General features: G+C 69.0%; 18 protein-coding genes and 4 pseudogenes. 10 read left to right on the plus strand and 12 right to left on the minus strand.

The features are described from left to right. Nucleotides 1-130: 130 nt before the first annotated feature. From ACFV0T_RS39935 to ACFV0T_RS39950, 4 genes are all read right to left on the minus strand, one after another. Nucleotides 131-988 carry an MBL fold metallo-hydrolase gene (locus ACFV0T_RS39935; RefSeq protein WP_385790119.1) on the minus strand — a complete coding sequence of 286 codons (858 nt, stop codon included), beginning with the start codon at nt 986-988 and terminating at the stop codon, nt 131-133. A gap of 647 nt (nt 989-1,635) precedes the next feature. Beyond that, nucleotides 1,636-4,191 (minus strand): DUF6185 family protein, encoded by a 2,556-nt coding sequence (locus ACFV0T_RS39940; protein ID WP_385790120.1) that lies wholly within the window; start codon nt 4,189-4,191, stop codon nt 1,636-1,638. An 829-nt stretch (nt 4,192-5,020) separates the two neighbouring features. Next, entirely contained in the window at nt 5,021-6,511 is a 1,491-nt protein-coding gene (locus tag ACFV0T_RS39945) for an MFS transporter (RefSeq protein WP_385790121.1), read from the minus strand. Nucleotides 6,512-6,902: 391 nt separating this feature from the next. Continuing rightward, nucleotides 6,903-7,718 carry an alpha/beta fold hydrolase gene (locus ACFV0T_RS39950; protein ID WP_385790123.1) on the minus strand — a complete coding sequence of 272 codons (816 nt, stop codon included), beginning with the start codon at nt 7,716-7,718 and terminating at the stop codon, nt 6,903-6,905. Nucleotides 7,719-8,292: 574 nt separating this feature from the next. On the opposite strand from ACFV0T_RS39950, the gene ACFV0T_RS39955 reads away from it, so the two are divergent. Beyond that, nucleotides 8,293-8,478 (plus strand): CGNR zinc finger domain-containing protein, encoded by a 186-nt coding sequence (locus tag ACFV0T_RS39955; protein ID WP_385790125.1) that lies wholly within the window; start codon nt 8,293-8,295, stop codon nt 8,476-8,478. A gap of 100 nt (nt 8,479-8,578) precedes the next feature. Here ACFV0T_RS39955 and ACFV0T_RS39960 read toward each other — a convergent pair. From ACFV0T_RS39960 to ACFV0T_RS39970, 3 genes and pseudogenes are all read right to left on the minus strand, one after another. Then, a pseudogene (locus tag ACFV0T_RS39960) lies at nt 8,579-8,975 on the minus strand (transposase); the annotation flags it as partial. 188 nt (nt 8,976-9,163) lie between these two features. Then, entirely contained in the window at nt 9,164-9,589 is a 426-nt protein-coding gene (locus tag ACFV0T_RS39965; RefSeq protein ID WP_385790127.1) for a hypothetical protein, read from the minus strand. Between the two features lie 147 nt (nt 9,590-9,736). Next, a complete protein-coding gene (locus ACFV0T_RS39970; RefSeq protein ID WP_385790129.1) occupies nt 9,737-10,582 on the minus strand; it encodes an alpha/beta fold hydrolase in 846 nt (281 codons plus the stop codon). Nucleotides 10,583-10,789: 207 nt separating this feature from the next. Here ACFV0T_RS39970 and ACFV0T_RS39975 point away from each other — a divergent pair, with 207 nt between their 5' ends. Further along, the gene (locus ACFV0T_RS39975; RefSeq protein WP_385790131.1) at nt 10,790-11,293 is read left to right on the plus strand and encodes a MarR family winged helix-turn-helix transcriptional regulator; all 504 of its coding nucleotides are present in this window, start codon (nt 10,790-10,792) and stop codon (nt 11,291-11,293) included. Between the two features lie 227 nt (nt 11,294-11,520). Here the strand turns inward: ACFV0T_RS39975 and ACFV0T_RS39980 are convergent, their stop codons facing one another. Both ACFV0T_RS39980 and ACFV0T_RS39985 read right to left on the minus strand, forming a co-directional pair. Continuing rightward, a complete protein-coding gene (locus tag ACFV0T_RS39980; RefSeq protein WP_385790133.1) occupies nt 11,521-11,865 on the minus strand; it encodes an alpha/beta fold hydrolase in 345 nt (114 codons plus the stop codon). After that, entirely contained in the window at nt 11,862-12,104 is a 243-nt protein-coding gene (locus ACFV0T_RS39985) for a hypothetical protein (protein ID WP_385790134.1), read from the minus strand. Before ACFV0T_RS39985 ends, ACFV0T_RS39980 begins: the two co-directional genes overlap by 4 nt. Before the next feature lie 428 nt (nt 12,105-12,532). On the opposite strand from ACFV0T_RS39985, the gene ACFV0T_RS39990 reads away from it, so the two are divergent. From ACFV0T_RS39990 to ACFV0T_RS40010, 5 genes and pseudogenes are all read left to right on the plus strand, one after another. Beyond that, nucleotides 12,533-13,042, plus strand: coding sequence for a CGNR zinc finger domain-containing protein (locus tag ACFV0T_RS39990; protein WP_385790136.1), 510 nt, complete (start codon nt 12,533-12,535; stop codon nt 13,040-13,042). 208 nt (nt 13,043-13,250) lie between these two features. Next, nucleotides 13,251-13,533: pseudogene (locus tag ACFV0T_RS39995) on the plus strand (hypothetical protein); the annotation flags it as partial. Nucleotides 13,534-14,960: 1,427 nt separating this feature from the next. Further along, nucleotides 14,961-16,298, plus strand: coding sequence for an aldehyde dehydrogenase family protein (locus ACFV0T_RS40000; protein ID WP_385790138.1), 1,338 nt, complete (start codon nt 14,961-14,963; stop codon nt 16,296-16,298). Nucleotides 16,299-16,592: 294 nt separating this feature from the next. Further along, nucleotides 16,593-17,144 (plus strand): annotated as a pseudogene (locus ACFV0T_RS40005) (MFS transporter); the annotation flags it as partial. A 31-nt stretch (nt 17,145-17,175) separates the two neighbouring features. Beyond that, nucleotides 17,176-18,642 (plus strand): annotated as a pseudogene (locus tag ACFV0T_RS40010) (membrane-associated oxidoreductase). Between the two features lie 476 nt (nt 18,643-19,118). On the opposite strand, the gene ACFV0T_RS40015 reads toward ACFV0T_RS40010, so the two are convergent. Beyond that, on the minus strand, nt 19,119-19,247 hold the full coding sequence (locus ACFV0T_RS40015; RefSeq protein WP_385790139.1) for a hypothetical protein: 129 nt from the start codon (nt 19,245-19,247) through the stop codon (nt 19,119-19,121). A gap of 46 nt (nt 19,248-19,293) precedes the next feature. Between ACFV0T_RS40015 and ACFV0T_RS40020 the strand changes: the two genes are divergently transcribed. After that, nucleotides 19,294-19,905 carry an ATP-binding protein gene (locus tag ACFV0T_RS40020; protein WP_385790155.1) on the plus strand — a complete coding sequence of 204 codons (612 nt, stop codon included), beginning with the start codon at nt 19,294-19,296 and terminating at the stop codon, nt 19,903-19,905. Here ACFV0T_RS40020 and ACFV0T_RS40025 read toward each other — a convergent pair. Further along, nucleotides 19,796-20,404, minus strand: coding sequence for a hypothetical protein (locus tag ACFV0T_RS40025; protein WP_385790141.1), 609 nt, complete (start codon nt 20,402-20,404; stop codon nt 19,796-19,798). The genes ACFV0T_RS40020 and ACFV0T_RS40025 overlap by 110 nt on opposite strands. A gap of 271 nt (nt 20,405-20,675) precedes the next feature. Further along, nucleotides 20,676-21,644: a hypothetical protein gene (locus tag ACFV0T_RS40030; protein ID WP_385790142.1), complete on the minus strand. Its 969-nt coding sequence runs from the start codon at nt 21,642-21,644 to the stop codon at nt 20,676-20,678. 136 nt (nt 21,645-21,780) lie between these two features. On the opposite strand from ACFV0T_RS40030, the gene ACFV0T_RS40035 reads away from it, so the two are divergent. Then, the gene (locus ACFV0T_RS40035; RefSeq protein ID WP_385790144.1) at nt 21,781-22,242 is read left to right on the plus strand and encodes a DUF6233 domain-containing protein; all 462 of its coding nucleotides are present in this window, start codon (nt 21,781-21,783) and stop codon (nt 22,240-22,242) included. After that, nucleotides 22,239-22,448 (plus strand): hypothetical protein, encoded by a 210-nt coding sequence (locus ACFV0T_RS40040; protein WP_385790146.1) that lies wholly within the window; start codon nt 22,239-22,241, stop codon nt 22,446-22,448. The genes ACFV0T_RS40035 and ACFV0T_RS40040 overlap by 4 nt, the downstream gene beginning before the upstream one ends. The last annotated feature ends 70 nt before the right edge of the window (nt 22,449-22,518 follow it).

Below are 22,518 nucleotides of genomic sequence, written 5' to 3' on the forward strand. Positions count from 1 at the left end.
GGCGCGACGGCGGCCAGCCGCACGGGGGCCCGGGGAGCCCGGCGCCTGGCTCGGCAACACCCGGCGCGAGACGGTGCCCGCGGCCCCCCAAGGGGCGGCCCAGGGGCCACCCCTTGCGTGGCCGGAAGCCTCAGCCCTCCGGGAAGAGCGTGATCGCAGCGCCCCACAGGGCTCCGGGATTGATCCGGCCGGGGTGGAGAGCGAGCATGTCGTCGTAGAACCCCTGGGCGTCCTTGCTCCGTTCGAGGAGCTCTCGCGCATCGGTGAGGTACTGCCGGGTCTCGCCGATGTGGGACGGCAGATCCGCCGCGTCCGGGTCCTTGTGGCCTGCGACGACCGTGACGGGAGCGAGCTCATCGGCGACATCGAGCGCCGCCAGCCACTGGTCGATGCCGGCGACGCCGCCGGATTCCGTCAGATACAGGTGAACGCCGTTGTACACCGCGTCCCCGGCGACGAGCAGGCCGACATCCGGCACGTGCAGCATCGTCGTCTCGTCGGTATCGGTGTGCCCGACCTCGACGGGAATCAAAGCGGTGCCTTCGAGCTCGAACCCCTCGCCGCCTTCCACGAGCTGCACATCGAGGTGCCCGGTCGGGATCTGCCCGGGAAAGATCCGGTCCCAGAACTCGGCGCGGAACCCGGGCTCGTTGTGCGCAGCCATGACACGCCTGGTTCCCGCTGTCGCGTGGACGACCGCGTCCGGGAAGCGTTCGAGGAGGGGGATCGCACCGAACCAGTGATCGCCGTGACCGTGCGTGATGTAGATCGCGCGCAGCGTCCGGCCGGTGGCCGCGATCCGGTCGCCGACCTCGTCGGCCTGGTTTGTGGTCATCGGCGGGTCGACCAGAACCGCGTCGCGCTCACCCGTGATCAGTGTCGAGGTGATCGGCGACCACATCCGGGTGCTGCCGTCCGGCAGCGGCCCCCGCCCGGACTGAGGGATCTGGGCCGTCACGAACACCTGGTGCTGCAGCCTTGACGTCACACCTGTCTCCTTTTCTTCGAGCGGCTCGGAAGAGTTCCCCCTGTCACAAGTGTAGTGGATTCACCTATGTCGCATCCTGAGGCGGCACAGAGAAGACCGAAGGCGTGGTCCCGACGTCCGCGACACCGCCCCCGGCCTCGCGGAAGCAGGCGGAGAAGCCAGCGCCCGGTGCCCCGTCGTGCACGCGCTGAGCCCGATGCGCCCGATACGCCGGGCGGGAGGCCCGGCCCGCGACGTGCGCGGCCTTCGTCGCCTCGTGCTGGGCGAAGGTCAGGGTGAGGAGCGGGGCAAGCAGCCCAGCAAGCTCCTCAGCTGTATGGGTCGTGGTGCCGTAGGTGTCGTAACTGGCCCCTGCTGTAGGAACAGTTGGCCCGCTCCCCCCCTCACAGAGCGCGGACAACACGGCTGGGCGCCCGGCTCCCCCGGTTCCCTGGCTGCTGAAGCGCGTACCTGAGCGCAAGTGCCGTGAGATTCAGGGTGGGCGGGGTGCAGGTACATCGGCAGGACGGTGCGCATGAACTGTTCGCCACGGGTGGTGATGGCCTCGAAGTCACTGCGAGCCATGGCGGCGAAGGCGGACCTGGAAATCGGTTTCGGTCCGGATGACGAGGGAGTGGCTGGACGGCGAGATCGGGGCACCTCATCTTCTACGAACCGGTAGTGCCGGTCTCCCCGCCGGCTCCCGGTTCTGGCGGGCCGCCCGCATCTGTGAAGAACTGCCAGAGGGTGAAGACGGCGACAAGCTGGGCCAGCAAGTAGGCCATCTGCAGGGAGAAGTAGCGCATCTGGTACACGGACAGCAGCAGCCCAAGGCGGCTCTGCCAGTAGCGGCGCTCGCCGCGGAATGTATCCAGGTCGATAGCGATGCCGGTCAGTGTCAGCACCAGCAGCATCGCCGCGGCGTACAGGGCGAGGTTCGTCTGGGCCTCGCCGGTGAACCAGTTACCGACGGAGTCGATCCCTATGGGCAGGGCGAACGCGGCCGCGACGCTGAGGCTCCGCACCGGCCCGCGACGCCCCGGGAGCCGACGCCAGAGTGCACCGAGCAGGAACGCGGCCCCCGCCCATGTCACTTCCCAGTAGAGGACGTCGAGCGGAACGTTCGGCATCCCGAAGCCGTAGTAGAGGGTCGACGTCAGCGAATCCCCCCTCAGCTGCTCGGCCCAGACCATCAGCACGGTGGCGGGTATTCCAATGAGAGCGCCGAGCCGGGCGGCACGCCCACCGTTGCCCCACCACGTGTCGTAGGGCCCGAGAGCCAAGGCCGCGTCGACGACCGATACGTCCACAGGCAGTTTGTCGGGGGTTCCGGAGGACGGGTCCCGCCAGTTGTGCAGGCGGCGCAGTTCCCGCTCGTAAGCCCGCCGATTGAGCGCCTCGTCGTCTGCCTGCCCCTGGTCGAGACGGCGGAGCTTCGCGTGGATCTCCCGGTACCTGCGCGCCCGGTCGAGTAGTTCGTGCCGTTGCGCCGGGCCGATCGCCTCGGCCAGCGGGGCACCCTGCTTCTGGAGGTGCTTGTCCAATACGGACCGTCCCCGGCCGAATCGGAGGACGAGCCCCAAGGCGGCGAGGTTGACGAAGAACCAGAGCCAGCTCAGGACGCCGTTGCCGACGAACCACCCGAGCCCCATTCCGACCATGACCGGGAAGAACACGAGCATCCAGCGCTCGTCGCCAGGTCCGGGACTCCCCGCGGGAGACGCCGATCCTGAGGCACTGGCCCGCAGGACGGCAAGGATCGCCAGCCCGGCGAGCAGCCAGTGATTGACCGCCCACCAGTCGACGCTGTTGACCGAGAACCAGGTGAGTTCGTCACGCAGCGCTTGAAGATGGTCGGTTCCGTACTGACCTTCTTCGCGCGCACTCAGCCAGGAGGCGCGCTGCCAGTCCCGCTCCCGCGTGTTCGCCAGGCACAGCCCGATCGCGATGACGGCGAGAACGACCGCCGGGCCCGTGTGACGCAGGCGAAGTTCGCGCGGTTCGAGCGGCCCTCCGGGCGTCGCAGCCCGGCGGGGACGGATCACCCCGGCGGAACGCGCCAGCCGCCACCCGCTCGCCACCGAACCCATGAGGAGGAGGGCGAAGGCACAGCCTGCGGCGGTGAACAGCGCCAGGACCGCCTTGTCCGGGGAGTATTCGTCGAAGAAGGTCTGCGCAGACAGTCCCCATCTCTCGGGAGCGTAGGCCACCGCCAAGCCGGGCAGAGCGAGGACGGCCGCCGCACACCAGATCGTCCACCGCCTCGGAAATCCGAAGGCGAGCAGGACCAAGCCCAGGGCGATGCTGCCGACGAGACCGTGGTGTGCCTCCCGATTGCCCCAGTCATCCGCGGGAAAGTACCGTCCCATGGCCGCGTAGAACGCGTTGTGACCGGCGAGAACCAGTGAAATCAGCAGGGTGATCCAGCCCCACTGTCCGGCCATGGTGATCGTCTCTTCCTGGGCCGGGGACAGGGGTCCGGTCCGCCTGGCCCTGTAGGCCGAGTAGATCAGTGCGGCGCCTATGGACCAGCCCCAAAGTGCCCAGCCGACCGAACTGGGGACGAGGAAGCGCAGCCGGTCGGCCTGGGCTCCCCACGAACGCTGCCAGCCGGGATCCAGCCGCACGTCAACCACCGGTACGGTCCGACCGGACTTGCGTTGCCACACCAGGCCGGCATCGCCCTTTCCCGACGTCGGCCGGGGCTCGGCGGAAACGGCACTGGCAGAACCCGGGTCCACGACGACGGACGACCAGGTCACCTTCGCCAGCGCCTCGGCGGGATGCAGGCGAATGCGCCAGTAGTCATGTCCGACGACGACGTCCCATGGACCTACGTAGGTCATTCCCTCATTGTCGGCCCAGGCATAGGTGTCGACCTGCACCTTGACGCCGCTCTTCTCCGTCGTGATCTCCGGACTGCGCGGGCGCCACTCGTCCCACCACTGGAACTGCGAATACGCCGACCCCCTCATGAGGCAGCGCATGGCGCGCCGGTACCCCTTCGAGTCCTCCCCCAGCAACAACCCCGTGGCGTACTTCCACTTCGCTGGCACGTGAACGACCTGACGACTGACGATCTTTGTCTGCGTACGGTTGTGATCGTCCAGCCGCACGGAAGCACTCGCCCAACCACCGGCCAGGCCGGCGCTACTACAGACGTCGTCCATGGCGTGTGCCTGCTCGGGCACGGCGAAAACCCCCAGAAGCACCGCCACGAGCACGACCGCAAATCTCCTCAACATGCCCCCCTCGCCGCGTGGTTGGCCTCAGTCTTCCCACCACGGACGGTGTTACGACGTTCATCAGGTGAAAGCGATTCTCCGAGACAGATGGCGAGTACGCCGTACTCCTACTCGACATGAACCCGCCCGCCTCTCGTTCCACGCAGCACGACGCAGCACACGGACCCAGCTGAGATCCGATACCTACGCAGACGCCACGGGAAAGCAGCGACAACACGGACGTCGATGGCGTGGCCAACATGAACCGGCACCGCGCCCACCATGAACCCGACCACGATTGCGCAGACCCCAGACCACAGACCCGACCATGCAGGCCACAGCATTGCGCAGTGACTGCGCAGCCGATTGCGCAGCCCGCCTGTGTGGGAGGCCGAACAACCCGCGTAGCGGCGTAATCATGCTGGCGCGGCCGCGCTGCTCTCGCTCGTCGATGGCAGGTCTAGCCTGCTACCGGCTTGGGCGGCTCATGCCGGAGATCGCCCGTCGGCTCGGCACCGACCCGGCCGTCGCGGAGGATCCCTGCGCCCATGCACCGGTCGCCTCGGCCATCGCTTACAAGGACGCTGCCTCGGATGCGTGGATTGCCTGCGACGGCGCAGTTCCTCTTACGGAACTCATCGACCGTGCGATGGGAGCGCCAGACGTGTGAAGTAGCCCTGCGGTGACCGCAGAGGGTGCCCGTTGAGTCGGCACGCAGCGCAGTAACGGATGTCGCAACGGCCGGTTGAGTCCGCCGAAAACACATCGACCTAACCTCCGGGCACGAATAGGGAAGTTGGGACCGCGACGGATCTGCGGACACACCGGATCACACTTCGATAGCGCTGCCGCGGAGAGCCGCTGGTCCCTGCTCGGTCGAGCCCTTCACGTCCGTTGATTCTCCGCCCTGCGCGGGGAGAGCCGGCTCGTCACGGTGCCGTCGCGGAAGGACGACTGCGAACACTGTGACGGCCGCGCAGATCACGACTCCCAGCGCGGCGGCGACCCCGTAGCCGTCCGGGTCCGGCAGTGCGGACCCCGCCGCTGTGTGGGACTCGAGCACCACGGCGCTCAGTGCGCTTCCCGTGGTGAATCCGACGTAGCGGAGCACCTGGTTGAAGCCGATGGCGCTCCCGATCTCGCCGGCCGGCACCGCGCTGACGACCAGCGTGGGTACGAGAGCGAACACGCTGCCCACGCCCAGACCGGCGATGCCCATCACGACGAACAGCTCCCACAGGCTGGTGCGGGCCAGCGCGAACATGAGCAGGGCCGCCAGGATGAGAACGCAGGACAGTGGAAGCGTCAGGCGCCAGGACACGCGGTGCGCCACCAGCGGGATGACCTTGCTCGCCAGCAGGCTGGCTACCGAGAAGGGAAGCAGGATCAACCCGCTGACGACGATCGACACTCCGAATCCGTGACCCGGGCCCGGAGGCGTCTGGGCCAGCCGCGTGACCAGCGACAGCAGCAGGAACATGCCCAGGCCCGCGATGAGCCCCACCACAGCCGCGGTCAGCACGACGCGATTGCGCAGCTGGCGCAGGTCCACCAGCGGCCCGGTGGTCCGCAGTTCGAACGCGATCCAGGCCGCCAGGCACACCAGCGAGGCGGCGCCCAGAGCGAGCAGCCCCGTTGACGTCCAGCCCCACGACTCTCCCTCGCACAGGACGAGCAGGAGTCCGGCCAGGACTGCGCCGAACAGAACCGCGCCCACCAGGTCCAGCCGGTGGCGACTCAGGTGCCGCGTGCCCGGCAGGACGAGCGCGGCCACGACGAGGCCCACGCCGCTGACCGCCGCGCCGAACCAGAAACTGGCACGGAACCCGAGGTGCTCGGCGATCAGGCCGACCAACGGGTATCCCAGACCGACGCCGCTGACGACGGTGACCGAGAGCAGCGCGATGGCCGAGCGGGAACGGCTGGGCGGCAGGTTGTCGCGGGCGGTCGCGATGGCCAGCGGTATCAGGCCGAGCCCCACGCCCTGCAGGGCCCTGCCCACGAGCAGCCAGCCGAAGCCGTACGGGAGGGCCGCCAGGGCGCTTCCCGCCAGCACGACCGACAGCGCGGTCAGGATCGTCGTGTGACGCAGCGGACCATCACCCAGCCGTCCCATAGCGGGCGTGGCGACTGCTCCGACCAGCAGAGTGATCGTGAGGGACCACTGGGCCTGGGAGAGCGACACGTGGTCTGCCGCGGCGATGGTCGGAGTCAGCGGCGCACCGAGGCTGCTGATCACCGCCACCACCGAACTCAGGTAGACGAGTACCGGTACCAGTGCCCGTCCACGCCAGGTGGTGGAGGATCCCGCTGTCGCCATGATGTATCTCCGTCTTTCTCTTCCTCGCCAGTGGTGGGCGAGCTTGCAGGGTGGGCCATCGTGTCGGGGCTGCGGCGGTCAGCCGACCGTTCGGCCGTCGGCCCGGAACCGGGCACGCGCGGTGGATCGTGATCGTCGCTGCGGTCGAAGTGCATCGTGCGGCCGTCGGCGGCGCCAACGGCATAGCGACCGGTGACCGGCCGCTTCCTTCCGGCGGTCGTCTCTCTCCCGCGCGCACGGACAGCCGGCGGCGGGTGCTGGGCGCGGGCCACGTCGAGCGCCCACCGGACGTTCTGCCATTCATCCGTCTCCCGCCTCGTCGGTGCGGGCAGACGGGGTGAGGCGGTGGCCGGAACAGCGCGAGGGGCTGGGCGGTACGTCCGGCGGGCGGTCAGTTCTTCCGCCACCAGTCGACGACGGTCCTGGCGTAGTCGTCTGCGGCTTCCTCCCAGATGAAGTGGCCCGCGTCGATGATGTCGAGGTTGCTGTTGGGCAGGCGCTCGTGCAGGTACTCGGCGTTGGCCACCGGCACCACCGGGTCATTGCGGCCGTTGATGATCTGCACCGGCGCGTCGATGGTGGGCAGCAGGTCTTCCAGGATCGACAGCTCGGTGCGATACGCGCGGACGTACGGCATCTGGTCGACGAACCGCTGGCCGACGTAGGACGCGAGGTAGTCCTCACGCACGACCTCCGGCAGTTCATAGCCCTTGATGTTGTCGACCGCGACGGTCACGATGACCTTGGGGTCTACGGCCCGGTACGGGGCCAGGTCCTCGGCGTGCACCCATTCGTGCAGAGGACTGCCCAGTTGCAGCGGCACGGCCGCCCCGCCGGTGCCCACGACCGCGCTGCGGAACCGGCCCGGGTGCTGGGCCACGGCGAACAGCACCGCACTGGTACCGATGTCCGGGCCCACGACGTGGGGCTTCGCCAGCCCGAACGCGTCGGCGATCCGCACGATGAAGTCACTCATCGCCTTGGGCGAGAGCAGGTCCTCCCGGAGCTGGGAGTGCCCGAACCCCGGCAGGTCCACCGCGATCAGGTGGGCGTGCTGGGCCAGCCGGGACCAGGTCGCGTCGTAGGCGTACAGGCTTTCCGGCCACGGGCTCAGCAGCAGCGCCTCGTGGTCATGGGGTCCGTCGCTCTCGGCATACCGGACGGACAACCCGTCGATCGTCCGGAACCGGGTCTTGATCTCACTCATAGCCCTTCTCCTCTGACAAGGCATCACAAGCTGGTGACCCTTCGCGTGTCGCCCGTCGACGAGATCGACAGGGACAACGGCGCGTAATGGGCTTTTCAAGTAGATACTTACACACCTTTCTATCACGGTTCACCACCGCCCCGTAAGGGCCTTTCGAAAAAAGGTCATGCGTTAGTCAGTCGGGGTGACCAGAGAAGGGCAGGACACCGCGCAGCCGATCCCTGCGGGCGCCGCGGCCATCGTGGATCTGCTCAATGCGCGCGCCCACGGCATCACCCCGGCGCTTCCCGATACGCCCGCGACAGCCCGCGGACGGCGAGCGAGATCCTGCGCCCGTCCGGACAGCCCGAAGGGCGGCAGCCGGCGCCGCGTCGCATCACTCAGGTCCGTGTCCTGCGCGCGGCCCTCCTGGGACGTCGTCACGGCATCGGAACCCGAGGCAACGGCAGCCGCCTGGGCGCGGATCACGCAGTGCTCCGACTCGGTCACCCTGAGACATACGTTTTACGGCGCCCGGCCAGGTGCGACTACAGCAGATCGACGCGACCCCATGATCGGCGATATCACCCTCACGATGGCCGAAATGATCGCCGACGGCACCTGGCAGCGCATCCGCGCCTGCGCCAACGAGGACTGCGCCCACGCCTTCTACGACACCACGCGCAGCCGCACACAGCGCTGGCACTCGTACGAGGACTGCGGCAACAGAACCAACGTGGCCGCCTACCGAGCCAGAAGGCCGGCCCGGTCCACGCGCTGACGCTTGCCAGTCGGGCGACCGGCGCAGGGCTCGCGGCATGGGAAGAGGACCCGCAGGGCCGCCACCAGCCGTCAGACCGACCGCGGATGGCGGTCGGGTTTCATGCCGCCAGGGCTGCGGCGGGCGTCATGGTGGTCTCGTGCTCGATGGGGGTCAACTGGTCCAGCCGTAGTGGTCGGCGGCGCCGGTGGTAGGTCCGTTCGATCCACTCACGATCGCGGCGCGGAGGGCCTCGCGGGTGGCCCAGGTGCGGCGATCGAGGACGCTGTTCTGCAGAAGTGCGAAGAAGGACTCCATGGCCGCGTTGTCGCCGCGGCGCCGACTCTTCCCATCGACCCGACGAGATCGTGGTGATTCAGGGCATGCATGAACTTCCGTGACCTGAACTGCGATCCGCGATCGGAGTGGACGGTGCAGCCGGACACGTCACCTCTCCTGGCGACAGCGTTGTTCAGCGCGTTCACCGCGATCGGTGCTTGCGTCCGGCTGTCGATGGCTGCAGTCGACGATCCGGCCGCAGAACGTGTCCACGATCTCGTCCAGGTCCGGACCGCCTGGCGCTGCCGGACCGCGTCGTCGGTCCTCGCGGCGACGTCCGCGCGGACGTGCTTGCGTTCGCCGCGGCGGTAGCGGTTCACGGAATCCGCGGGGACGTCGATCTGCGCCGCGACAGGCCGCGCGCTGCCTAGTTGGCCTTCAAGGGGCCCCGGTAGGACTTGCGGAGGGAGCCGGCGACGAAGGGGAGCAGGAGGGCGATCACCTTTCCCTTGAGGGTGCTGGGGTTGCGGGTGAGTTCGATGTCGATGCGGGTGCCGTCGTTTTCGGGAGTGAGCTGGAAAATCCATCCGCCGCCGGGACCGAAGACCTTCGACTCGTGGGTGGTGATGGTGACCCGTCCTTGTGCGGCATCCCATTCGTAGCGTGCTCGTTCCCACGCGGCGGCGGTGCCTTCGGTCACTTCGGCCCAGGTGTCCCCGATGGCGTGGATCTTCAGGTGTTCGGCGTCGATCGTTGGCCAGTTCCGGGCCCGGGCGGGACCGAAGTCGGTCAGTACGGCCAGTACCTCGGACGGGCTGAGCGTGGAGACGAGGTGGAAGCGTGCGACTGCCATGAAGCTTTCCTGGGTGTAGGAGAGGGGGCGATGTGGTGGCCTGCGGACGTGGCGGGGATCCCCGGACACCGTCGGCGGGGTGTGATCCGCGGGCCCGGCCGCCGCGGGCGGCCGGGCCTGTAGGGCCGGTGGTAGCGGTGTGCGGGGTCAGCGGGTGGTGTGGCGGGCGGCCTGTTCGATGAGGCGGGTGACGGCGCCGGGGTGGGAGACCGGGGCGGCGTGGGAGGAGTCGACCTCGACGGTGTGGGCGTGGGCGCGCTTGGCCATGAAGCGCTGCTCGTCGGGGTTGATGGCGTGGTCCTGGGTGGTGATCAGGTCCCAGGAGGGGATGGTCTTCCAGGCGGCCTCGGTGGGCTTCTCGTCGAAGACGTTCGCGGCGACGGGGCGCTGAGTGGCGGCCGCGAGGTCGGTGACCGACTTCGGTGCGTCGGCGGCGAACACGTCGTGGAACTTGTCGGCCTTGACGTACAGGTCGGTGCCGGTGCCGCCGCCGGCCAGCGGGAACGGGACGGGGTTCAGGGCCGTGCCGAGGTCGGTCGCGGGGAACTTGCTGTTCAGCTCCGCCACCGTCTCGCCCTTGTCCTGGGCGAAGGCGGCTATGTAGACCAGCGCCTTGACGTTGTGATTTCCGGCGGCGGCCTGGCTGATCACGGAGCCGCCGTAGGAGTGGCCGGCCAGCACGATCGGGCCCTTGACGCTCTTGAGGTAGCTCTTGAGGTAGTCGGCGTCGCTCGCCAGGCCGCGCAGCGGGTTGGCCGGGGCGACGACCGGATAGCCGTCGTGCTGCAGGCGCTTGATGACGCCATTCCAGCTGGAGCCGTCCACGAACGCGCCGTGCACCAGGACGACCGTGGGCTTCTTTGCCGCCGGGCGGTGCTCGGCCGTGGCGTTGGCCGAGGCCGTCGCCGCGAGCGAGAGCGCCGCCACACCGGCGACGGCGCCCAGCACGGCGACGCGGTTGCGGGTGGGACGGAAGGCGGTCGTGAGCTTCATTTCGGTTCTCCTGCAAGTACGGCCAAGGTGTTCGGCCGCCGACGAGGCGTCAGCGGGGCCGGGGTTCGTTCCGGCGACATCGAGAAACCTAGCGGGCTTTTTGATTGCACACAAGTCAATCGCAGGCCAGACCATCGCGGGCCGCTAGAGATGCGACAATGCCCCTCCGAGGCAAGCCCAGCGACGACCGTGGAACGGGACCGAACCGTGAGTGACGACAACGACGCGCCCGAGCCCGGCGACCCCGGCAATCCACCACCGCCCCTGCTGGACCAGCACCTGTGTTTCACGCTGTACGCGGCCTCCCGCGCCATCACCGGCGCCTACCGGCCGCTGCTCGACCCGCTGGGCCTGACCTATCCCCAGTACCTGGTCCTGGTGGCTCTCGGGGAACACGGCACGATGTCCGTCAAGGACCTGGTGGCCACGCTGCAGCTGGACTACGGGACCGTCACGCCGCTGATCAAACGCCTCGAGGCGAACGGGCTGCTCACGCGGCGGCGCCGGAGCGACGACGAACGCGTGGTCGAGGTCGCACTCACGGCGGAGGGCATCGCCCTGCACCGGCACATCGCGAGTGTCCCGCCCGCGATCGGCGACGCCGTCGGGCTGACCCCCGCCGAGATCGCCACCACACAGAACCTCGTCCGCCGGATAACGACCAACGTCAACCGGCACACCACCGGCACCACACCCGCCAAGACAACCTGAACCAGATCTCGCTGCAGCGAGCCACGCCGGCAAAGACCATCGAGGCGCCTCACAGACCTAAATCCGGCGGACTTGGATGAGGGTGTCGCGGTGGATCTGCCACGGCTCAGACACGTCAGGCCCTGGCCGCAGCCTGACGAGTACCCGCATGGTCGGGCTTGTGGATTCCCGGTTCTCTCGGATTCTGCATGTGATGACGGGCGGATGCCGTTGTTCCGGCGCGGGGGTCAGTTCGCCTGCCACCATCCGGTGACGGCGGCCGCGTAGTCGACCACGGCTTCCTCCCAGACGAAGTGGCCCGCGTCGAGGACGTCGAGCTCGCTGTGGGGCAGGTGCTCGTGCAGGTACCCGGCGTTCTCCACCGGCACGATCGGGTCGTTGCGGCCCGTGATGATCTGGACCGGCGTTTCGATGCCGGGCAACAGCCCACCCAGGATCGGCAGTTCGGCGGGGTACGCGCGGACGTAGGGCAGCTGGTCGACGAACCGCCGGCCCACGTAGGACGCCAGGTAGTCCTCGCGTACGGCGTCCGGCAGTTCGTATCCCGCGATGTTGCCGATCGCGACCGTCACGGCGACCTTGGGGGAAAGGCGCGGTACGGGGACAGGTCTTCGTCATGCACCCATTCGTTCAGCGGGCTTCCCAGCCGGAGCGGGACCGCCGCTCCACCCGTTCCCACGACCGCGCTGCGGAAGCGGCCGGGGCGCCGCGCCGCGGCGAACAGCACCGCGCCCGTGCCGATGTCCGGGCCGACGACGTGCGGGACGTCCAGCCCGAACTCGTCGGCGATGCGCAGGATGAAGTCACCCATGGCCTGGGGGGGGAGAGCAGGTCCTCGCGGAGTTCGGAGTGCCCGAATCCGGGCAGGTCCACCGCTGTCAGACGGGCATGCTCGGCCAGTTTCGACCAGCTGGCGTCGTAGGCGTACAGGCTTTCCGGCCACGGGCTCAGCAGCAGGGCCTCGCGGCCACCGCGGGGCGTGTCGCTCTCGGCGTACCGGATGGACGGCGTTTGAGCGTGCCGCGAGGCGCGTGCCGGGTCCGGGGCAGGTCCGCCGACGACGAAGATCACAACAGCTGTAGCACTCTTCCATAAGTAGACCATTACTTTCCAGCATGCGCGACCGCGCGGTGTAAGTTTCTTTTGCAACTAGGCGATGTCGGTTAGGATGGGTGAATGGCCAGAGACGAAGCATCGGAGGCTGCCGCGCGGCGGATTCCGGGGACCGCGGGGGCGGTCGTGGACCTGCTCAACTCGCGGCCGCACGCCGCAACCGGCTCCCTCGACACACTTCACGCCGACCAGGCGGCTAACGCCCTCCTCCGGCCATTCGGTCACCCCGATGCGGTCGCGCCATCGCCGGAGCGCCTCGCCGACGTCCGCGCCCTGCGCGCGACCCTCATGACCATCGTTGCGGCACCGGACAGCGCCGAAGCGGCGCCCGGCTGGGCGGAACTCACCGAACGCGCCTCCTCCGTCACACTCCGGCACACTTTCTCGGCACCGGGGACGGGGCTGCAGCAGGTGGACGGCGACCCAGTGGTCGGCGGCATCACCCTCGCGGTGGCGCAACTCGTGACCGAAGGCACCTGGCCCCGCATCCGCGCCTGCGCCAACGAGCTTTGCCGGCACGTCTTCTACGACACCACGCGCAGCCGCACCCAGCGCTGGCACTCGTACGAAATGTGCGGCAACAAGAACAACGTGGCCGCGTACCGAGCCCGAAAGAAGACCCTCGCCGACGGCTGACGGCAGTATCCGCACGACGGCACTGTCACCAACCGGGGAGCGGCCGCGCCCCGGGTCAGCACCTGCACGGTGGCCCCCTCCGCCCTCCGCCACCAGGACGTTCCCGGGCGAAAGGTCCCCATGGTGCCTGCCGCGAGGGGCCCGCAGGGCCTCCTCCCACAGGGCCAGGGCACACATGGGCCCCATTCCAGCGCACGGGGATCGCTGCTACACCCAGGCCTACGCGGACGGCAAGGCGGTCGCCGCGGTCGTACCGCCCATGCCGCGAGATCCCGAAGCGCCCGCGCCGACGCGGTGGACGGCGACGAACTGCCCGAGGCGCTCTACGCCCGCCCTGCCCGGTCAGGAGGGCCAGGCGCAGTGGTGCCTCTACTTCTCCTCGCCGGACGCCGCCGCCACCGCGGCGAAGATCCGGGAGAACGGCGGCGAGGTGCTGATGGATGCAGGTCGGCGAGTTCGGCACCAGCGCCCTCGGTCACGTGCAGGTCGGTCCGACACACCCCGCAGGCCCGCACCCGCACCCGCACCCGCAACTCGTCCTCCGCGGGCACCGGCACCGGCTTCTCCACGAGCCGCAGGGAGCCCTCCGTCACCGGTCCCGGCGCTGGCGCCGCATCATCGGCTACCGGGCGCTGCGGCGGGCCGCGCTGCCGCCGGGCGGACGGCTCGGGCTCTACGGCTTCGGCGGCAGAAGGAGGTGCACAGCGTCACCTCCAACACCCGCGCGGACGCCCGGGGGAAAGGGCATGTGCCCCGTAGCCGAAGCTGAAGTTCTCGTATTCACCGCCTGCATGCAGGCGGGTCCGCAGGGGCAATGCGCGGGCACCGAAGGTGATCCCGACGTCCGGCTGCAAGGTTGCCCAGGATCTGCGCCCGGTCGCCTGGGATCGGCTTGCGGGCCGGGCGGCAGGTCATGAGCCTCACGTGGCCGCCCTGTCGGCGCAGCACCTTTCGGCCGAGGAACCGCTCCTATAGCCCGGTCCAGGTGCCCGCGAAGGCCGCACCCGATAGGCCTGGTGACGTTGCGGGTCTCGGTCGAAGATGTGCTGACGAGCTTTTCCCGGCCCGGTCGATCTCGCGCATCGCCGGCGGGCAGCCCGGCCGGATGACCGCCTCGGCGACGTAGCGGGCGATGGCCGACTGACGGCTGGTCAGCTCCCGCGGGCGCTGATGGTCGATGAGGCGCATCGCCTGCCTGTGCCTGGAGTAGCTGCAAAGCCTGTGGGACCGCCCCGGCGCGCGGATCACCCTGGCGCTGTGCGGGCGGGCAGCAAGCGGGCGGTGTCCCGGCTGCCTCAGCCGGCATCACGGGTCGGCGCGTGGCAGGAGGTTCCGCCCCCGGCCGCAGCGGAGGTGGCGACCGTGGCGACCGGTTCCATCCGCTGTGGCTCACTGTCCCGCCCCAGACCTGGCATGGATCGACCGGTCGTGCACCCACGGCACGTTCCGAAATCCGGCCCTCTTCGACGGCACACCTGCAGAGCGCGCCGCTCAGCACTGCTGACGCGGCAGTCGACCGGGCATTGCCGGGGCGGCCGGTCAGGAGGTCACGCCGCCGCTGTGACCAACCGCTCCCGCGCAAGGGGCAGGCGGGCGATCGCATGCGCCCGGCGCCCGGCACCCGACACCCGACACGACACCCGGCACAGGACGTCCTACCGCGCGAGGGGTCCGGAGGCGTCCGGTCGCCGTGCGGCCGGGAGTTGAGCCGATCCGAGATCGCTGACGCACCAGACCAGAACCCTCATCTCCGGCCGCCCAGCCACTCTCAATGCACATGCTCTATTCACGAAAGGAGATTACATGTGGCGTCGTGCGTGCTAGCGTAAGCATCTAAGGACGAATGAACATTACGTCCTTCTGTGCCCCTCACGGCCCTTTGGCCCGGGCTGCTTCCCACGGAACGGAACACACACCCATGACCACCACCTGGCCCGACTTCACCGAGACCGACGCCGCCGCCCTCGTCACGCGGCTGCGAAAGGTCCATCGCAGCGGTCGCACCAAGCCGCTCGCCTGGCGCCGCGCGCAGCTCACCCAGCTGCGCGCGCTGCTGACCGACAACCGCAAGGACATCGCCGACGCCCTCTGGGCCGACCTGCACAAGAGCCCCAACGAGGTCGACATCGCGGAGATCAACCTCACCATCCTCGAGATCGACGACTACCTGGAGCACCTCGAGGAGTGGCTCGCCCCGCAGCCTGCAGAGGTCGACGTCCCCCACCTGCCGGAGGGGACCACGGCCCACACCGAATTCGATCCCCTCGGCGTCGCGCTGGTCCTGTCGGCCTGGAACTACCCGATCTACCTGCTGCTGACCCCCGTCGCCGGCGCCCTGGCAGCCGGCAACGCGGTGGTCATCAAGCCGTCCGAGCTCGCCGAGCAGACCTCCGCGCTGCTGGCCCGACTCATCCCGGCCTATCTCGACACCGACGCCGTCGCCGTGGTCGAGGGCGGCGTCGCACCGACCACGGCGCTGCTGGCCCAGAACTTCGACCACATCTTCTACACCGGCAACGGCACCGTCGGCCGGATCGTGATGCGCGCGGCAGCCGAGCACCTGACCCCCGTCACCCTCGAACTGGGCGGCAAGTCACCGGTCTTCGTCGACCGCGACACCGACATCGCCGCGGTCGCCGAACGCATCGCGTCCACCAAGTTCAGCAACGCCGGGCAGATCTGCGTGGCCCCCGACTACGTCCTCACCGACCCCGAGACCGCCCAGGCGCTGACGACCGCCCTCGCCCAGGTGGTCCAGGAACTGTACGGCGACGACCCCCAGACCTCCGGCACCTACGGGCGCATCATCAACGAGCGGCACTTCGACCGCCTGACCGCACTGCTCGGCTCCGGCCGCACCGCGCTCGGCGGCCAGAGCGACCGCACCGAGAAGTACATCGCCCCGACCGTGCTGCTGGACGTGCAGCCGGACGAACCGGTGATGCAGGAGGAAATCTTCGGCCCGATCCTGCCGATCCTCACCGTCGCCGACCTCACCGAGGCCATCGACTTCATCAACGACCGCGACAAGCCGCTGGCGGTCTACGCCTTCACCGACAACGACACCACCCGCACCCGGCTCATCACCGAAACGTCCTCCGGCGCCGTCAACTTCGGCCTTCCGGTCTTCCACCTGACCGTACCGACCCTCCCCTTCGGCGGCGTCGGAGAAAGCGGCATGGGCAACTACCACGGCCGCTACTCCCTGGAGACCTTCAGCCACCGCAAGACAGTCTTCAACGTCCCCCTGAACTGACCCAGCCACCCGGGCGGCAGCCGAACGGATCGTCACGCCGGCCGGCCGCCGCCCCGAATCCATCCGAGGAGGACCGAGGTGCCCACCGAGCGCCCGGCATGGCGATTACCGCGCCCGGTCGGCTTCTGGCTGCTGGCCTTTACACAGCTCGCGATCCTGGCTGCGTCCGCCGCGCCAGCTCCGCTCCACGTGGTCTACCAGCATCGCTGGGCTGCTCGCCGACCGTGCTCACCACGATCTTCGCGATCTACGCCCTGGCCCTGCTGGCCGCGCTGCTGATCGTTCGGCGGACTCTCCGACCACGTCGGCAGGCGGCCCGTACTCGCTGCAGCGCTGATCCTCGATGCCGTGTCCATGAGCCTGTTCTTCACCGCCGACGGCGTCGGAACGCTGCTGCTGGCGCGGACCCTGCAGGGCCTGGCGACCGGTGCGGCGACCGGCGCCCTCAGCGCCGGGCTGCTGGACCTGCAACCGTCACCTACCTCGCCGCACGGCTCGCTGCTGAACAGCATCGCCCCGGCAGCCGGCCTGGCCGCCGGGGCGCTGGGCACCGGACTGCTCGTGCAGTACGCCCCCACCCCCACGATGCTGGTCTTCTCCCTGTTCACCGCGCTCTTCGTGCTGCTGACAGGAGCCGTCTGCCTCCTACCCGAGCAAATCACACCCCGGCCGGGCGCCCGGGCCTCACTGCGGCCACGGGTGCCCGTGCCACCCCAGGCCCGCAGGGCCTGCCTCACGGAGCCAATGGCTCGCAGTCGACGAGGTAGGCGCCCGGGTTTAGCGAGGGCCGGACGGGGCGGTGGCGGGAGGACGTCGGGCCGCATGGCGTGCTCCGTGCGCAGTTGACAGCCAGAACGCAGCACGTCGCAGTCCCGGCGTGAGCGAGACCAACGATCTGACGCCGGCCGAGGTACGTATATGCCGGGCATTTCCGCGAGGCGAGTCCGTGGACTTCCGCGCCTACGAGAATGAGGATCCGGCGCTCGGCAACTCCTGGGGCGCCGAGCGGACCGTACGGGCGAGTGTACTGCGGGCGCTGCTGATCAGGGCTCCGCAGGAGGAGGGGGAGATCGCCTCGCTCAAGATCACGGGGGCGCGGATCACCGGCGCACTGAACCTGAAGTACGCCACAATCGACGCCGCCATCCGGCTTAACCACTGCCACTTCGACGGCGTTCCGACTTGTACGGCGCCCAGCTGCGCCAGCTCAACCTGAGGTCGTCCGTTCTGCCGGGCCTGACCTTGGCGACCTTGCGGGTCGAGGGGGTACTGCGCATGACGGACTGCCGTATTCGGGGGCCGGTGCGGCTCGGCGGGGCGCAGATCTCTGGGGCGCTGTTCATGGAGCGCGCGGAGTTCACGGCGCCCGACCACTCCGAGCCGGTGCTGCAGCTCAACCAGGCCGCGATCGGGGACGACTTGTGGGCGCCAGAAATGCACGCGCACGGACAAGTACGGCTCACCGGAGCATCCGTCGCCGGGCGGATCAACTTCCAGGACGCCGAGTTCAATAGGCCCGATGGCACCGCGCTGGACGCGCAGAACCTCAACGTGGGAGCCCATGTACGGGCGCGGTGCGTACGAGTGCAGGGCCGGGCCGAGCTCCGGGGCTCTCGCATAACGGGCCGTCTCGACCTGCTTCACGCCCAACCTGTCCTATCCGGGCGACACGGCACTGCGAGCAAGCAGCTGTGTCATCGGTGAACTCTGGCTGCGCGGGGGCGATCGCATCGAGGGCGCCCTGAATCTGCGGCGTTCTCAAATAGAGGTCCTCACCCTTGAACCGGAAATGCTGCCGGACCAGGTGTATCTCAGCAATCTCACGTACACCGTACTCACCCCGCACGAGCCCGCCGAGCGCCGCCTGCCGATGCTGGAGCGGAATGACGAGCGGTATGAGCCGCACGGCTACGAGCAGCTGACGGCGGCCTACCGCCGTGTCGGTGACGACGACGCGGCCCGGCTCGTCCAACTCGCCAAGCAGCGTCGGCGCCGCACCACGCTCACCTGGTACGGACGGTTGTGGGGGTACGTCCAGGACGCCACCGTCGGCTACGGCTTCCGCCCGTTGCGCGCGGCCGTCTGGCTGCTGTCCCTCATGACCATCGGATCGATCGCGTACGGCCTGCACCACCCACGCCCCATCAAGGCGGGCGAGGCGCCTGACTTCAACCCCGCCTTCTACACCCTCGACCTGCTCTTGCCGGTCGTCAACTTCGGCCAGGAGCCAGCGTTCACCCCTGACGGCTGGTACCAGTGGCTGTCGTACGCCTTGATCATCACTGGCTGGACCCTGGCGACGACGATCGTCGCGGGTGTAACCCGTACGGTCAGCCGCCAATGACCCTCTGCAAAGGCTGTCCCGCTTTTGGCGTGTCGCTCCAGACGTAGAGTGCAACGTGCGCCGTTGGCGAGACTACGAGGGGGTGCGTCGTTGGATCGGAACCCCACCTGTTGCTTCTGCTGGCTCGTCGTCGATCTCGAGCAGGACCAGGAGGCGAATGAGCTCCGGCTTGGTCCAGCGCACTCCAGCAACGTGCGGCAGCTTGTGTACTCCCACTCAAGCTGTCTGCGCGAACACGTCCACCAGAACATGGACTTGTGGTGGGAGCTGTGATGGTGGGAGTGAGCCCACGCCTGCGACCGTGCTGGGATGATCTTGGTGGGACTGGAGTGATCCTGGCCGAGCCTGTCCGTGTGCGCAGACTGACCGACCAGGAGGGGCAGAAGCTGCAGTTTTGCCATCGTCACTAACGCCGGAAACCTACAGGCGGTCGGGCCGTCCAACGGTTAACCCGGTGAACTTTGCCGGTCAGAGCACTAGTCGACGGTGTGCCGCCGGAAGGCGTCGATCGCCGTACGCGCGTCGTTCACCCCGTCCCACTCCGCGGCAAAGTCCCCGGCCGGCCAGCGCCAGTTGCGCACCAGGCAGGCGGCCACCTCCGCCACATCCTCCGGTCGGGCGAAGACACGGCGCAGCGACGTGAGCGGGCGGATGGGGGCGGCCGGGCGGGTGGCCGCGGTCAGGGCGGCGTGCCAGCCGGTGTCCTCCATCCAGTGCAGGCGCAGCCCTTCGGGGCCGGTGGTGCGGCTGACATCCCGGACGAGCATCAGGTACATCCGCTCACTGTGCTCGCGCGCCCGGTACGGTCGGCACGCGCGGTCCCTGGCGGGATGTCCCGGGCGGCCAGGGCGTCGACCGCGGTCACGTACGGCCAGTGCGGCAGTCCGTAGGGCCAGGCGGGGATCAATCCGGGCGGTTCGAGCAGCATGCGCCACACGGGTGCCAAGCTGCTTTTTCAGATCTTCACCGAGCGCCAGGACTGCAAGGCGACGGCCGTGGCCACTTAAGTCCCCGTTCGCCGAGTGGGACAAGACCTTCGGCGATCCCCGCCTCTGCACTGCCATCGCCGACCGGATCACCTTCCGCTGCACCCTCATCCAGACCGGCACCGAGTCCTACCGCTTCCGTATCACTGAAGCCGAACGACGCGGTTTCAGTCCCGGCTGGAAAGTGGGGTGCGCAACTCCACACGGAGTCGGATGGACGTGTCGATGGGCAGTCCGAACTTGGCGTGACGCAGTTCCTTCGAACACGCGGCGATGAGGTCGAGATCCCGCAGCTGACGCTGGAGTTCGGCGATCAGTGCCTCGTCCGGGTCAGGAATGTCTTCCTCTTCCTGCTCCGCGAGGTACTCAAGGTGCTGATCGACGGCATCCACGGCCCGGCTGCTGGCCCAGACTGCGAAGTCGGTGCACCCGAAGAGGTATGCATGCGCGGCATGGAGGGTCGCGGCAGCGGCGGACTCGTCCGCGTCGTCAGGCCCGTCCTGGCCGTCGTTGTGGCAGTACTCGCTGAGCATGTAGTCGGCCACGCCGCGGTTGATGGTGGTGAACGCCGTCGAATCGCCGAGAGCACCCTCCCAGACCGAGTTCAAGAGCGGACGCAGACTCAGGGTGAAGGCCGCCCGTTCATCCTCGGGCAGAGCCTCGTGCCAGCTCATCAACCGCTCAGCAACGCCAGCGGCGAAGACGCTCCGCTCGCTGGTGGATGCAGCCTCCAGGCGCCCTTTCACGAGCGTTGAGAGCTCCTGCCAAGCTTCCATTCGAGCCACCCCCGAGTTGAGATATCGGCGTGCTCACGCCCGACTCGGGGATCATCCCATCCACCGCTGACAGATGTCCTCCGCCAGGTCCGATCCATACCAAAGAAGGCGGGCCCGTCCGCACCGCGCCTGTCAGGGACACGGACCGGCAGGGCCCGGACCACCAAGGTATTGACCCACATCCCGCCGCTCCCGCAGACACTCCCACTCCCACGTCACTCGATCGGGGTGGCTCCCATTCTCGCCGCCGATCATGGACCTGCACCGTTGTTCATCTCCTGCACGAACGGACCGAAGCAACGGCAGCAGGGCCGATCACCCCGACACCGAACTTGTCCCGGATACGGTCGACGGCCGCTTCCGCGACCAGCCGCGCCTCACGCACGTTGTCGAGGCTGATCTGCTGGGCGACGTGGCCAGCGTAGGCCAGGTCTTCGCCCTTGAGGACCAGGCCGGTCAGCCGGCCGCGCTGCAATCCGGCCCCGTCCATCAACTGGTAGGCGAGGGCACGCAGGTCGTCGTCGTGCTCGGACGGCTCCTTCAAACGGCGCGCCCGCTCCCAACTGCTGCCGCCGGCGAAGGTGAGCGTCAGGCTCAGGCCGCGGGCCGCCTGCCCGCGCCGGCGTAGCCGGATGCCGAGCTGCACCACCAGGCCGAGCAGGGCGGAACGGACGGCCGCCCCGTCCAGGGTGTGGCGGTCGAAGGTGCAGCGGCCGGTCGCGGAAGCAGGCAGGGCGCGCGCCGCGACCGTACGCGGATCGATGCCGCGGGCCCGGTCTGCGGCCAGGCGCCCGGCCTTGCCCCCGAGCAGACGCTGCACGGTCGCGGCCGCTACGCCCGCGAGCAGCCCGACCGAATGAATGCCGTACTCCCCCAGCAACATCGCGTGGCGGGGGCCGATGCCGTGCAGTGCGTCGACCGGCAGCCCGGCCAGCCAGCCGACGGCCTGGTCGGGGGTGATGGTCAGGACGCCAGGAGCGGCGATCTGTGCGGAGGCGGTGGCTGCGACCGTCACCGACGGCCCGATACCCACGCGGATGTCGACACCGAGACGCGAGAGCGTCCGCACCCGCAGGACCTCCCCCAGGTGGTGCGGGTCCGTGCCGTAGTAGGGCAGGGCACCCTTCAGCTCCACCGGCGCCGCGGTCGGCGGCAGGGCCTGCACCACCGGGGACAGCCGCGCCAGCTGCTCCAGGACCTGCCGGTAAAGCTCCTCCGGCAGCCGGTCCGGGCCACGCACATGTGTCACCACACCCGGCCCGCCGCCCGCCGCCCGCCACTCGTGTACCCATCGCGCTCACCCCCCCACCACGTTATCGAACAGATAATCGAACACGCGACAGCACGGGCAGCCGATCGCGCATAGAATCAAAAATATGTTCGATGACCTGCCGCCCGACCTCGAGCGCCTGCACACCCTGCGGGTGTGGCACGCCATGTGGCTGCAGCGCATCGACACCAAGATCGCCGCGCTACGGCAGCGCCAGGCAGAGGAAGACCGCGGCCGGCGGCACCGGCCAGCGCCGCCGGAATGGATCGTCGAACTCGGCATGGGCGCCGGACGGCCACCCGTCCAGATCCACAGCGGCAACTGCCATATGGCGGGAGGGCGCCGCCGGCCCGTCGACCGCGACGAAGCGCGCCGGCTGCTCGCCGCCGGCCTGGCCGCATGTACGCACTGCCAGCCCGACGCCGTCCTCGGCATCCTCGACTTATCCGCCCGCCCGGCCCTCACCACTGCGGCGCGCCGACCGAACACCCGTACCCTCCGGTCCATAGGGCTGCGTCCACGGTGCTCCACCCACTCCACCATCAGGACCAGGACACCTCCCCGATGACCACCACCGCTCCCCCACCGGTCACCGAGCCGGACCCCTCCACCTTCACCTGCTCCACCAGCCTGGTCGGCCCCTGCTCCGGCTGCCAGCGACACACCCACAAGTACGGCAGCGGCGGCCTCCCCCTGTGCCAGTGGTGCATGGCCGCCGCACAAGAAGCTTGGGGACCCGCCGTCCGCTTCACCAGCACCCGCCCCCAAGCCTGACCACCGCCCAGCGCAGGCACACATGACCGCGGAAGCGGCGTGGCATCTGGACGGAAGGCCCTGCGGGTGG

Source organism: Streptomyces sp. NPDC059582, from assembly GCF_042735715.1.
Lineage (GTDB): Bacteria > Actinomycetota > Actinomycetes > Streptomycetales > Streptomycetaceae > Streptomyces.

Bases quoted from the DNA above. Each gene is read 5' to 3' on its own strand.
- ACFV0T_RS39965 (WP_385790127.1), bottom strand. From the start codon at position 9,589: ATGGCAGTCGCACGCTTCCACCTCGTCTCCACGCTCAGCCCGTCCGAG.
- ACFV0T_RS39970 (WP_385790129.1), bottom strand. From the start codon at position 10,582: ATGAAGCTCACGACCGCCTTCCGTCCCACCCGCAACCGCGTCGCCGTG.
- ACFV0T_RS39985 (WP_385790134.1), bottom strand. From the start codon at position 12,104: ATGGGTGACTTCATCCTGCGCATCGCCGACGAGTTCGGGCTGGACGTC.
- ACFV0T_RS40020 (WP_385790155.1), top strand. From the start codon at position 19,294: ATGGGGGCGGCCGGGCGGGTGGCCGCGGTCAGGGCGGCGTGCCAGCCG.
- ACFV0T_RS40040 (WP_385790146.1), top strand. From the start codon at position 22,239: ATGACCACCACCGCTCCCCCACCGGTCACCGAGCCGGACCCCTCCACC.
- ACFV0T_RS39945 (WP_385790121.1), bottom strand. From the start codon at position 6,511: ATGGCGACAGCGGGATCCTCCACCACCTGGCGTGGACGGGCACTGGTA.
- ACFV0T_RS39950 (WP_385790123.1), bottom strand. From the start codon at position 7,718: ATGAGTGAGATCAAGACCCGGTTCCGGACGATCGACGGGTTGTCCGTC.
- ACFV0T_RS40035 (WP_385790144.1), top strand. From the start codon at position 21,781: ATGTTCGATGACCTGCCGCCCGACCTCGAGCGCCTGCACACCCTGCGG.
- ACFV0T_RS40025 (WP_385790141.1), bottom strand. From the start codon at position 20,404: ATGGAAGCTTGGCAGGAGCTCTCAACGCTCGTGAAAGGGCGCCTGGAG.
- ACFV0T_RS40000 (WP_385790138.1), top strand. From the start codon at position 14,961: ATGACCACCACCTGGCCCGACTTCACCGAGACCGACGCCGCCGCCCTC.
- ACFV0T_RS39955 (WP_385790125.1), top strand. From the start codon at position 8,293: ATGGCCGAAATGATCGCCGACGGCACCTGGCAGCGCATCCGCGCCTGC.